The 12,828-nt window shown below is 39.0% G+C and carries 10 protein-coding genes and 1 pseudogene; 3 read left to right on the top strand and 8 right to left on the bottom strand.

The genetic code is table 11. The features are described 5' to 3' along the window. Positions 1 to 31: 31 nt before the first annotated feature. Positions 32 to 1,237, bottom strand: coding sequence for a primase-helicase family protein (locus BMY70_RS17530; RefSeq protein WP_090337416.1), 1,206 nt, complete (start codon positions 1,235 to 1,237; stop codon positions 32 to 34). Beyond that, positions 1,234 to 1,530 carry a helix-turn-helix domain-containing protein gene (locus tag BMY70_RS17525; RefSeq protein ID WP_090337414.1) on the bottom strand — a complete coding sequence of 99 codons (297 nt, stop codon included), beginning with the start codon at positions 1,528 to 1,530 and terminating at the stop codon, positions 1,234 to 1,236. Before BMY70_RS17525 ends, BMY70_RS17530 begins: the two co-directional genes overlap by 4 nt. A 303-nt stretch (positions 1,531 to 1,833) precedes the next feature. On the opposite strand from BMY70_RS17525, the gene BMY70_RS17520 reads away from it, so the two are divergent. Continuing rightward, entirely contained in the window at positions 1,834 to 2,433 is a 600-nt protein-coding gene (locus BMY70_RS17520) for a PKD domain-containing protein (protein WP_090337412.1), read from the top strand. 92 nt (positions 2,434 to 2,525) lie between these two features. Here the strand turns inward: BMY70_RS17520 and BMY70_RS17515 are convergent, their stop codons facing one another. From BMY70_RS17515 to BMY70_RS17505, 3 genes are all read right to left on the bottom strand, one after another. Then, positions 2,526 to 4,100: a leucine-rich repeat domain-containing protein gene (locus BMY70_RS17515; protein WP_090337409.1), complete on the bottom strand. Its 1,575-nt coding sequence runs from the start codon at positions 4,098 to 4,100 to the stop codon at positions 2,526 to 2,528. A 63-nt stretch (positions 4,101 to 4,163) separates the two neighbouring features. After that, positions 4,164 to 5,357, bottom strand: a complete 1,194-nt coding sequence (locus BMY70_RS17510) for a hypothetical protein (protein WP_090337407.1) — start codon at positions 5,355 to 5,357, stop codon at positions 4,164 to 4,166. A gap of 3 nt (positions 5,358 to 5,360) precedes the next feature. After that, a complete protein-coding gene (locus BMY70_RS17505; protein ID WP_090337404.1) occupies positions 5,361 to 6,599 on the bottom strand; it encodes a site-specific integrase in 1,239 nt (412 codons plus the stop codon). Between the two features lie 1,339 nt (positions 6,600 to 7,938). Here BMY70_RS17505 and BMY70_RS17500 point away from each other — a divergent pair. Then, positions 7,939 to 8,658 (top strand): annotated as a pseudogene (locus BMY70_RS17500) (Abi family protein); the annotation flags it as partial. A 291-nt stretch (positions 8,659 to 8,949) separates the two neighbouring features. Here BMY70_RS17500 and tpx read toward each other — a convergent pair. Together tpx and BMY70_RS17485 are read right to left on the bottom strand one after the other, a co-directional pair. Further along, on the bottom strand, positions 8,950 to 9,534 hold the full coding sequence (gene tpx / locus BMY70_RS17495; protein WP_090337401.1) for a thiol peroxidase: 585 nt from the start codon (positions 9,532 to 9,534) through the stop codon (positions 8,950 to 8,952). A gap of 499 nt (positions 9,535 to 10,033) precedes the next feature. After that, positions 10,034 to 10,915: an SDR family oxidoreductase gene (locus BMY70_RS17485; protein WP_090337399.1), complete on the bottom strand. Its 882-nt coding sequence runs from the start codon at positions 10,913 to 10,915 to the stop codon at positions 10,034 to 10,036. 137 nt (positions 10,916 to 11,052) lie between these two features. On the opposite strand from BMY70_RS17485, the gene BMY70_RS17480 reads away from it, so the two are divergent. Next, positions 11,053 to 11,436, top strand: coding sequence for a winged helix-turn-helix transcriptional regulator (locus BMY70_RS17480; protein ID WP_090337396.1), 384 nt, complete (start codon positions 11,053 to 11,055; stop codon positions 11,434 to 11,436). 47 nt (positions 11,437 to 11,483) lie between these two features. On the opposite strand, the gene BMY70_RS17475 is transcribed toward BMY70_RS17480, so the two are convergent. Then, on the bottom strand, positions 11,484 to 12,800 hold the full coding sequence (locus tag BMY70_RS17475) for a WG repeat-containing protein (protein ID WP_090337394.1): 1,317 nt from the start codon (positions 12,798 to 12,800) through the stop codon (positions 11,484 to 11,486). Positions 12,801 to 12,828 lie beyond the last annotated feature (28 nt).

Here is a 12,828-nt window from a genome sequence, read left to right as displayed (position 1 = left end):
TAAATCTCTATCTCATCAATTCATCAAAATATCAGAAGATATCATTGTACTCATTTATTTGCTTTTTCGACAAGGTATAATACCTGCCTTTCCCCGTTTGCTCTGAGACACTGCCATCGGTCAGAAACTTGTATTGTGGGTAGCTCAGTGAGTTTTTGGCCGGAACCAGTTTCCAAACGTTTTGCAGTATCCGTTTTATCTGGATAAGATCTTTGTAGCGGATATGCTTTTTATTAAGCCAGTCCTGGACGTCTGCGGTACAGAACCGGATCTCGTCCAGGTCTTTTTCGTCCACAATGGTCAGAAGGATATGCGCAATCTCGAGTTCCAGTTTATTCCGGTTCTGGTTGAGCAGTTTTTTCAATGCAGGTGTTGCCAGTTGACCTGCGGTAAACCACATGCGTGTCTGCTGCTGATAGGCGAAGTTCCGGTGTATAAGAAAATGAATGAAGTAGGGAATCTCCGACTGAAGCATAGCCAAAAGCTGTTCATTATCGAATTTAAGTGCAGGAATCTTCCGTACCCAGTAGCGTATTTCGCCTGGCTCGGCAATGATAAAATGGTCTTCGTTATTGCTGCATAAAATAAACTTTCCAAAGAACTCAATTTCCTGCCGGTCAAAACCTTTTGCTTCGGCTTTATAAAACCTGGCTGTACTTAGATTCTTGATCCTTTCAGAATCCTCCTTTCTGTCCAGGAATGTTTCGTCTACGCCAATGACTAGCTTTTGGGCCCACTCGATGTTGAAGTTTGAGCGGAAATCCTCATTGCTGTTAATGGTCATATTTTCTCCAAAAATAGATTTGACAAAATGCAGGAATGTCGTTTTCCCCGTATTGCGCTCCTCGCTGACCAGGCACAAGATGGGCAGGATCTGCGTAGGCTTTTCCAAAAGCACTTTGAAATAATCATAGCCCATCTCGATCTGCTCTCCGAAGATATGGTGAAGGAAGCCGGTTATGGTAGCCGGATCACCTTCACGGGGCGTATGCTGAAACGGTTGGTAACGGTTGTAAAAGCCAGCAACCTTCTGTTCATATTGCAGATGACTGGGCACAAAGCAAAAGCCGTCATACAGGCCTACATTATCTTTTAGAAATGTTTTACCATGATCCAATCTAATACAATGCGCAGACCAGGGAATCAGGGTTGTCATGGTATCTCCAGAAGAGAGTGGCTTGCGAACTTCCTTGAAGTAGCTAGTGCCGATACGTAAATACTTGGTTTCTTTCTTCATAGCTTACCCGAGATTTCGTTTTGACCTTTAGCTACCCATTCCAGAAGCTTTTGTCTGGAGAATAGAAGCTTACCCTCAATTTTGCAGAACGGGATCTTTTTTCTTTTCACCAGCCCATAGATAGAGGTCTCCTTATACTTAATGAGCTGGGCTGCTTCCTTTGTATCCAGGAGCGTGTCGGTGTCATCTGGTTTGAGAACCGGTTGCACTTGCAGTGCTTTTCTAACCGAGGATTCGATCAGCTCATGCAGCTGCTGACCTGAGAGTGAGATTAAAACCGTTGTGTCCATCATATCTGTTTGATTTTTGTGATGGGCAAAACAAACTGGAATAAACTGAAAAAAGGAATAAAACGTTGACTACGTCCATAAAGCCTTTTCAGTAATTATGCTTTTTCTTGATTTTTGTCTTTTAGCAGATAATAATAATTGTAATTTTATATCCTTGCTAAGACAGCAAACTATTTGTTAAGGTTACATACACCATAACAGAAATTAATGGATCATATCGATGATAATTATTTCAAGTTGAATATTCAATAGATAAAAGCATATTAATGATAAATTGTTCAAAACAACTTGACAAAGAATAATTTTATGAATATTTTAAATTATATCAGATTTAAAGTTTTTAGTATCGGTCTTTTGTATTCAATATCTTTGCTCTTAATTCTTTTCTCTTGCTCGAAAAAAGAGCCGCAGCCTGTAATTTCATTTTCTATAGAATATGGTAAGGAGGGGATGGTGATTTTTAAGGTGAATAGTTCAAATGCTGAAAATTTCTATTGGGATTTGGGAGACGGGCATTTTAACGAAATTGAATCCCCCACTCATATTTACTCCAAAAATGGAACATATAATGTTTCTGTTACAGCTAAGGGGAAAGGGGGAGAGATTACTGTGACACAGCAAGTCATTGTTAAAAACATCTTAGGATCAGTGATGTTTTGGATGAACAGCAAAGGAGAATCGGATATTGCGGTTTCTATTGATAATTTTGGTTTTATAGGCAATATTGAGGACGTCAATTCCCAGGAGCCAGAATGTGGGAATGGGTTTGCTACGACCTTCAGCCAACTATCTGAAGGCGAACATACGTATAAAGCAAAGGAAATTTATGGTGCTAATCCTAAAGAGTGGGCCGGAACGGTTATTATTACTGGGGGCCTATGTCTAAAGAAGCAACTAACATACTAAATTCGATTAATATATCTTATTTCAACAATAGCTTAACTGCTTAGTTGTTCAGTAAGGTTCGAGAATAAGTAGAGATCAACCTATTAATCCATTTATATTTTGCACATACTGATTATGTCTTCTCTGGTATGATTTCTTAGATTCCCATTTACATAAAAAAAACCGAACCAATTGGAAGCAAGCAGGGGTCTAAGCCCGCAATAATTTTCAAGTAATGGATTATCAATTATTTGTACACTTCCATCTCCTGTTGGAGATGTACCCCGTCTTAAATTTTCTAGACCTGAGAGGCTAATGAGCTTTTTGTTACTATGAATTAATAACGAATACGTTTCCCCTTCAAGCAGCCGCAAACCGTTGAGCCCCTGCAAGTCCGTTAATTTTCCGTTATTAAATATTTCAATAACACGTGCACTTACCATGTTTTGAAGACCATCCAATGATGTTAAACCTGTGTTTCTTAAAATAACGCCATGGATACTTTTGAAAATCTTACCCCCGGCAATAGTCTGAAGTGACGGACAGTCTGAAACCGTCAAAAAATCAATATTTGATATTTTTGAGAGCGATTCCAGACTCTTCAGCATTTTGTGATTTGAAATAGATAATCCAGCTATACTGTCCACATTAATAAGACCATTTAAATCCGATAACAAGGGATTGTCCTCAAGTTGTATGGATTCCACCTTTCGCAATGATTCAAGTCCAATCAGATTTTCCAATGACGGATTGTTTGATATATGTAAATTGTCAGTCACGGTATTCAATTTCCTCAATGCTTTGATATCGGCAAGTTGTGGATTATCAATAAGTACCAGATCACCATTGAGCCAACCTAGCTCTTCCAGTCCATTAAGGTTCTTCAGCTTTTCACACCCTTTAATCATTAAATCTCCAAAATGTATATAAGCTAAGCTATTTAACCCTTCGAGATCAGTTAGTTCGTCATTGTTAATGATATATAACTCACCCTTTGCTGCTACCATTTTATTCAATCCTTGTAAGCTTCTAAGCATTGAATTGTTTTCAATATACATCCCATGGAAAAGACCTAGTGAATTAGCAGCTTCAAAATTATCCAATCCTTTCAGACTGGAAAGTGCAGTAGTATTTCGAATATACAATCCATAGGCAATTGAAGCTATAGTACTTAAAGGTGACAGATCTGTTACAGTACCCGTGATTTTCAATTCACCCACACTTGTATAATGGTTTTTACCAAATTCTATCACCTCCTGTTGGCTCGAAAGAGAAATGCTTCCGGGAAAAGACTTAGATGGTAGACCAGTAAACTTTATCTCGTTGCCGTAAGCAATACCTTTAGAGTTTAAGGCATAGGCTCGAATATAAATTCTATGTTCATCTGTAATGCCGGTTAATGTCACTGACATATGACCATTAGTATCCAATTCACGAACAAATTTGTTCGCATTTTTTTCAACCGTGGGTGTGGGAATGGTATCTAAAAGAAAACCAGACTCAATAATCTTCGAATCCCCCTCCTTAACAATCGCACCACTGATTTTAACAGAATAATTCGTTAGGTCTGAATATGGGTGAGTAATTACGGTTGGAATACCCAAAACAGGAGCGATAATATCTGACTCTTTTTTACAACTAGAAATTAAGAGTAATAAGCCGAGCGTAAGGGAATAAAAATATTTCATTGAATGCTTTTTGTTTATTGTCTGCCGGACAATTTGGTGTCTCGACCATTACAATCAGAAATTCTAAATTTTATACTCATTAACTTTTCCTAAAGTTTTAAAAAAGTCATTAAGCAAATCGCTGTTCGGTAATGATTTTATACTCTGAATAATATTTCCCCTTTCCTTATTGATATTACTCTTTAAACTAGTGACCTTAGTTTTACTGTAACAGGAAAAGGTGCCAATTAGCGCTTCACAATATCTTTCAAGGTTAATATTGTTTCGATCCGTGTTAAGCTTGTATGTAACATGCATCAGCATGTTCAGAATTCTTTCATATTTCCCGGGTGGTAAACTATAAAATTTAAATTCCGATTGTGGAAGCATTCCCTTCTTCTTCGAATCGTCAAACATGCAGCCTAATAATTCCAATACCTCTTCCGGTTCAAAAAACACCTGGATGGAATTAACAGGCCGACATTTCCACACTTCCAATAAAATCATCCAGAGCGAAATAATCTCCTCCACCGGATAGTCCAATGGTATTTTATCAAATGTTGCTTTTTCCACCTCATCAGTGGGTGAGAATAGCGGAAGGTCATGTGTGACATCCGGTTCATTGGCTACTTCTTCATCGGGCTCCTCTTCAGTGAACTCGTCTTCCTGTGTGACTTCTAAAAATATTGATTCTTCTATCTCATCTTCCGATGTCCACTCCTCAACTTTCACGACTGGAATACTATTTTCAAGACTCTGGATCAAATTACGGTATTCTCCAAAAGCTTTAAGTAAATATGCCTGTATAAATCCTAATGCGTAAAGACATTTGGGAGTAGCAAAACCTTCAAAAAATAGATGATAGCCACAAAACTCGATGAAATCCCCAAGCTTCTTTTCCTTGATAACACCATCTACCAGATTTATCATTGAATGGATTTCTCTTGGGAAGTCAGAACACCCAGCCGAATATCCCGCAGAAAAATTATGCTTTATTATATTAAGCTGTTCAGCCGAGATAGGATGACTGTGATCAATAAGCAGATCATCTTTGAAAACCGGATTGTACTGAAAAACTGCAATCAGATTCTTTTCACTAACAAACAATGTTTCTCCGTTGCTAAAAACAAGCTTTTTAAACGGGAAATTCGAATTATAGTAATTGATTTCCTCTCTTTCGAACATACTATTCTTAAAATGGAGATACGGATATTGTCCCTGATCCTCCGTATCGATTCCGCTAACGGGATGAAAGCCTGGCAAATCAAAAAAATACATAACCTAAATAGTTGAGTTAATCAAATCATCCAGAACCGGATCTCCTATGTCTTCGAGATAGATATCCGTAGTTTTCAGGCTATCATGCCCGAGTGATCTACCGATATTTTCTTTGGAAACTCCATTTTTCCGTAGTGCCGTCGCATAGGAATGCCTGGCTACGTAAGTGGTGAGAGGCTTTTCAATTCCCAGAGAAACACCAAATGCCTTCATCTCCTTGTTGGTTCGGGTACGGACCTTCTGTCTGCGATCTCGTATAGACTGGAGAGTTGCATGTCTTTTGTAAATGATTGGGAAAATGTACCCAGCATCACTATTTCCCTCTAGATTCTTATAGTACTCTAAAATATTCGAAGCTGCCGGATGCAGTTTAAACCGAAACTCTTCCTTGGTTTTCGCCCGGATATAATGAAGTTCATCCTCAACGATGTTATTCCATTTCAGGCTGGCCAGGTCAATAAAATTGATTCCGCGGCAATAGTAGCTGAACAAAAAGTAGTTTCTCGCATTGATCAGAATGTCATTCTTGGGATCAATCTGAGCCGCTGCGATCAAATCAATTTGAAGCTTCGATATAGCCCGCTTTTTTGTTCGTGGTTTATTATACTTATTAAACGCAAACTCTTTAAACGGATAATGACTTTCCGGACAGAACTTGTCTCTGATGGCATTTCTCCAAAGGGTTCGAAAGGTTCGAAAATATACGCTGCGGGTTGTAATCGCGCATCCTCGGTCTATAAGGTGAGCTTCGTATTTGATCAAAAAAGCAGTGTTGATAGACAGAAGCTCTTTATCCTTGTCTTTCATGAAGTTTTTCAAACTGCCCAACGTAGATTTAAAAGTATCTGCATAGCCGATCCGGTTCTGAGCTCTCAGAGCCTCGATCTGCTCGTCAAATAATACGAAAAGCTTTCTGCGTTCAGGTTCGGTATGTCCACCGGTCAGCCTGCGGACCAGATCCTTAATTTCTTCGAAACCTGGCCTGTTACCTTTTTTTCCTTCTGATATAATAAAGAAGTCTATTTCAGACGTGATCGTTCGTAAAAGAAGATTAATTTCCTTATGTTTGGGATGACTCCTGGAAACGGATTGTTCCCTGGTTTGCCAGTGTTCCTTGGTGCTGTACTTTTTTGTACTGACGAGTTGGTTCTTCCGATCAATGATTATCTGAACCATTATCGGGAAATTTGAGTCGCTCAAAGTACTCTGGCTTCTCAAAACAAACTTTGTGGATACTGCCATATCAGCCTAAATTTAGTCGAACATACGTCGAACATTAGTCGAACATTTGATGTCTAAGTAAACTTAGGTAAACTTAATAAAAATTAGTTAAATATCTGATAACAAGATAGATATATTAATTTTTGTTAAAATAAATTATTAAAAAAATACCAAAAAATCGGCATGGGGTGCAAGAGGTCGCAGGTTCAAATCCTGTCATCCCGACGGAAGGATTATAAAGTATTTAACTTTATTCATTAGCCTATATCTATGATTTAAACTCTCGTTCAAATCACAGATATAGGATTCTGTTATTGCCAAAACAAACTTAGGATTCATAAAGTCTCTTGGGCTTTTTTATCTTCCCTTTCGTAATTTTGGTGAAAACCGATGATTGATTTTTATGCTACTGCAAGAACTTTGTAATTTAAGTTGACATGCAATTCTTTCTTTTGAGGATTGCACCTGGGCATATGGAAGACACCCGTCATAGCAATTCATATATTTTAAGCGACTCTTGCAAAAAATAAATGTACTTAGCGAATTAGCTGAGTATAAACTCCAGTTTTTAGTCAGTAATACTACCAGTGTTTTAAAAGATACATGCAATGCTCTCTAAACAAAAATATGCTTCGAGTCGCGGCAACCCATAAGAAGATTTAGCAGTATCTATGTCTCTACCAGTAGATATTATTAAGGATGTATTCTCTTTTGATAACCAAGTACACCTGAGGCGGGTTGCTTAACCCACCCTATTACAATCCTAACTATTCTCACTCAAAATGTGCATTAACACAGAAAGCATTATTCCTTTTTAATGCACATTTTTGATCCTCCTATAATCCATAACCGACTAAATATGATTAAGGGACAAGTAGTATGTTATTTATATATTTTTAGTTAGTACGATAGTTTTACTATATAACCCAGCTTGGCATAATTTAAGACTACTCATAGCCTTATTTGTCATTAACCGAAATAAACCATTTTAATTAAAACACTACATTTGGTTAAAGATAGACAATACCAAATCCGATTATTTAATCAAATTTGGATTAATTCCACCACGCCTTGTACAAAGCACGCAAATTATATTACCTTTGAATCAACATGTTCACCCCCCTTCCCGTAAGAACAGGGCGCTTAGGGTGAACTTTTTATTTTTACAGCCTCTATGAATAAGGTTCAATATTCAAAACCTCCTCTTACTTTTCAGCAACAACTTCAACAACTCAAAGACAGAGGAATGGTTTTCGAGGATGAGCCAAAAGCTCTTCATCTCTTAGAAACTGTCAGCTATTATCGTTTAAGTGGATATTGGTATCCATTACTTTTAGATAAACAATAACATTCGTTCAAACCCAATAGCAGCTTTACGGCTGCTTTTCATTTATATTGCTTCGACCGTGATTTACGCTCTTTGATTATTTCAGAATTGGAAAAAATTGAAGTTGGTGTACGTGCTAAAATGATTTACGTTTTATCTCATAGACATGACTGTTTCTGGTTCAAGGATAATACTTTATTTCATGACCTAGTTCAACATGGAAAAACAATTATCAAAATTGGAGAAGAATATAAGCGTAGCGATGAAGAATTTATAAAAGCATTTCGTAATAAATATTCAGACCCACTTCCTCCGGCATGGATGATTATGGAGATTACTTCGTTTGGAACGTTATCCATGCTTTATAAAAATTTAAGCCCAAGTCGGGAAAAACGAGAAATCGCTAATCACTTTGGGCTTTCCGATTCTGTATTCGAAACTTGGTTACATAGCATTTTCTATCTAAGAAATATTTGTGCGCATCATACCAGACTATGGAATCGTTCATTGAGCATTCGACCGGAAATGCCACGATCTCCAAAGAAAACCTGGCTTGTCAACAAAAATATCCGGAACAGCAGAACCTATTTTATGTTGTCGATGGTAAGATTTTTATTGCAAACAGTAAATCCAACTTCACGATTTACCGAAAAATTAAAAGCGCTTTTAGACAAATATCCAAATGTCGATCCAAAGGCGATGGATTTCCCTATTGGTTGGGAGAATGAAAGTCTATGGGAAACACGAGAATAACAAAAGGTCTGCAAATCGATCGCAGACCTCAATAGTCCCAAATCAAACCTAACCTACTCCCTCAACAACCAAACATCCGAAATCTAAGAATTCTTCCGCCAGTTCAAATTAGATTCTTCCGGCCCATCGAAGGTTACAGAAATTTTGCCGTCTTGCATGACGGATAATGGGACGATCCATTCTTTGAAAACATTCGACTGCTCCCAAACTAAAAAAATTGCGTCACCCAAACCAACCGGCCAGGCAACGCAACCCTAATCAAATTCCCACAATAACTTCAACCCCAAACCCTCACTTAATCGCTGCAATCGCCGCAGTATAATCCGGCTCCGTCCCTATTTCCGGAACTTGTTGTTCGTATACGATTTTGCCTTCCGGATTTACCACGATTACGGCACGGCTTAGCAAACCTTTCATGGGTCCATCGGCGATTTGAACACCGTAGGATGTTCCAAAATCAGTCCTGAAATCAGAAAGCATCACGACGTTGTTAATTCCTTCGGCTCCGCAAAATGCCTTTTGTGCAAAGGGAAGATCTTTGGATATACAAAGCACGGTTGTGTTTTTCAGGCTGGCCGCATCTTCATTAAATTTCCTTACCGACTTCGAACATACGCCTGTGTTCACGCTCGGAAAAATATTCATGATCACGTATTTTCCTTTATAATCAGCCAGAGTTTTGTCTTTTAGATCAACGCCGGTTAGAGTGAAATTTTTTACTTCCGTTCCGACAGCAGGCAATTTCCCGACGGTGTGGACGGTATTACCTCCCAGCGTTATAGTCGTCTGAGCAAAAGAAGTAGTCGTAAAAAACAAGCTTGCAAGCCCCAGAATAAGGATTTTGAAAGCTGATGCCGATTTTTTAATGCTGGTCATTTGGGTTAATTTTAGATAAATGATGAATCTTCGAATGTACGAAGAAAACCGTAACGAAAATCAATTATGCAAATCGATATCAATCCAAAACTTCCCATGTTCGAAAAATCGGCTACGAGGAAATTTTGTTTGAACAAACCAGCCCCTCGGAAATTTGGCAACGCTGACTATAACGATATGTGATGGTGCAGAAAGACAATATCCTTTGCATTCAAAGCTCCTGATCAACTGGAAAATTATGGACAGGTTTACATCCGCACAGATGCTATTGAGGAATGGTACCAGCTGGCGCTGGATCAAAAAGCAGGGATACCACTGCTGACGAATTTGCAGAAAAACCCTGGAACAAAAGAATTTTCCATTCTTGACCCGGAGCACAATCTGCTGACTTTCGGGCAAAGTTTGTGAAGATCAGGAAGCTGGAGACTAGTAAAGTTATGAGTTACGATGTCAGACAGGGATTAACCGTCAGGGTATCCCCTATCTGGCATCGTATATATTACTTCTTCACGTAAATTTCAGCTAGAAAATCTGCCACGGTAGTTAATTTACGTCCTAATAAATCTTCCAGTTTTCCGTTTACAGCGTCAAATTCTCCATCGTTGATCGCCTGACTAAAACCAGCTGACATACCAACGATCTCAGCAGGAACGCCTGCACCGGTCAAAGCCGAAGTAAAGTCAACGACCGACGGGCTGATATATGAAATTGTCTCGCCAACATTTGAAGAAATGACAGTGGCAATATCGCTCCATGAAACTGTTTCAGAACCTGCCAGCTCAATCGTCTGATTATCAAATTTCCCTGCTTCATCCAGTAAAATAACGGCACCTCCCTCAGCCATATTTTCTCGTGTTGCAAAAGCCGTTTTTCCTTCTCCTGCAGGAAGAAAAATGGTTTTACTTTGAAGTAAATTTTCTCCAGCGAACATGGGGATAACTTCAGCATACAAACCGTGCTGTAAAATCGTGTAAGTTACACCCGACGCTTTCAGTACTTTCTCTGTATATAAATGTCCTTCCGCGATAAAAGCCAGCGCCGGGTGTCCGCCTTCTGTTTTATGCTGAAAGCTGGTGTAAATAATGTGCTTCACTCCCGCTTTTTTTGCCGTGTTAATTACATTTTCATGCTGGGCTCCACGATTAGCGTCCAATCCGGAAACCAGATATAATTTGTCGATACCAGTTAAAGCTTTCGTAAGCGCCTCTGTATTGTCGTAGTCACCGACTTCAACTTTCACACCTCTTTCCCCAAACTTTACTGCCTTGGCTGGATCACGAACCAGGATACTAATATTAGTAACGTCTGTTTTTTCAAGAAGGAAATTTGTTACTGCCGCGCCAAGATGGCCAGTAGCTCCGGTAACCAAAATCTTGCTCATATCTTGTCTTTTTAAAGTTTTTTGTCAATAGTTACTTTTGTATAGTTAAAGGTAAATAGTAACTTAGCATCACACAAGAACGCACGCCTAGATCAATTACTCACTTTCAAGTAACTATTGCTGACTATTAAAAGATTATGATAAAAGAAAATTTAAAAAAATTTGAGTTAATAGAAGATTGTCCTGTAAGAAGTGTACTCGATCGTGTTGGAGATAAATGGTCGATACTGGTGATCACGATTTTAGGTGAATGCGGAACTTTGCGTTTCAATGAACTCAACGCTGTCATTGGTACGATATCACAGAAAATGCTGACGGTAACCTTAAAAACGCTGGAAGCTGACGGATTGATTTCGCGAAAAATATATCCGCAGGTTCCGCCCCGCGTTGAATATTCTTTGACACCACTTGGCGAAAGTTTGCTGCCAGCCATGTCGCTGCTTGTAGACTGGGCGCTCAAAAATATGCCGGCGATCCAAGCTTCACGGAAGGAATATTCGCAGCGGAAAGTGCTGGTGTAAATGATGGTTTTTTATTTCAGCAAGCGGAAAGTTTTGATTTAGCGAAATCATCTGTTTCCTTTCATCCTCGCCTTGAAAAATCGCCATGGAGCAATCGCAAGAAGTACCAGGCCAAGCAAGATCAATCCTCCTTTCCAGTATCCCGAGATTCTTTTAAATTTGACGCTTCCATCCGGCAAAACTTCGTAAAAAAGCCCAAATCGCTGTGTTTCCACCATTTCTTCCCGAAATGGCTGGGCTTCGCTGAACCATTGCTTTGTGATAACTTTCCCACTTGTATCAATGTAGGCATATTTATTGTCCAGCTGTATCATCGCAACGCCATGCTTGAAATACGAAGCTGACTGATAGATAATTGGCGTTGTAACTCTTCCGGTTGTATCGATATGCCCAAACTTGCCGTTAAGTGAAACAGAAGCTCTGTTTTCATCCATAAATCGACCGGCATATTCATATAAAAATGGAATAACAGTCTCTCCTTTCTTATTGATACAACCCCACTTTCCACCTTTTTTCACCCAGTAACGTCCCAGCGACGGTTTTTGGGTATCTTCATAAATAAACGGAATTACGACTTCACCTGTTTTTGAGCTGATATAGCCGAACTTGTCGCCATACCTCACCCTGGCAAGACCTCTTCCCGAATGTTTATAAATCAGGTCGATATCGTCCAGCGCAACTGGAACCCGTAAGATCAGGTTTTTATCAACAACGCCATATTTCCCTTTGTAGTAAAAGCGGAACGGCTCTTTGGCTTTTTTGATATCAGCCTCAGTATATTTTCCAAATTTCCAGTTGAGTGTTGTCACATTGTCATTGACATACCAGATAAAATCTTCCTGGCAGTCGTGGTAAGCAACATATGCCGCTTTTGCTTTATTGATCAAAAAATCATTTGGAAATAACTCGACCGGGACTTTATAAATTTCCTTCCCCAGCGTGTCCAGATAGGAAAGTCCCATCTGTTTGCCTTTTGGATAAATCACATAGGTGATCCCATTCTGAAAATCACCTGCTCCGCGGTAAATTGGAGGAATGATGATCCTGCCGTTTTTATTCAGGTATCCGTGCATACCCAGCGCGCCCTTATGGTTTTCAAAGGTGACAAATTCTGCGAGACCGTTGGAGAATTTGCCAATGTCCCGATAAGCAGGCGTGAGTTTTTTGCCATTTTTATCCACCAGAAAACTGCTGTAAGTGCCGTTAGTATTGTTGATCTTTTTAACAACGTAAATGTCTTTGTAAGCCTGATGTTCATTGTATTCTTCAAGCCAGGCAGGCCTCTGAGCCATCGCCAGATTTAATCCTGAAAAAATTGAAAGAATAGTTAAAAATGTTTTGAATGATTTATTATCAAAAATCATAACGTGCGTTTTTGTGAGATGTATAGAT

The sequence above is a fragment of the Dyadobacter koreensis genome, from assembly GCF_900108855.1.
Lineage (GTDB): Bacteria > Bacteroidota > Bacteroidia > Cytophagales > Spirosomataceae > Dyadobacter > Dyadobacter koreensis.
The sequence above is the reverse complement of the archived record's forward strand: the minus strand, read 5'-3'. Positions and strand labels throughout refer to the sequence as shown.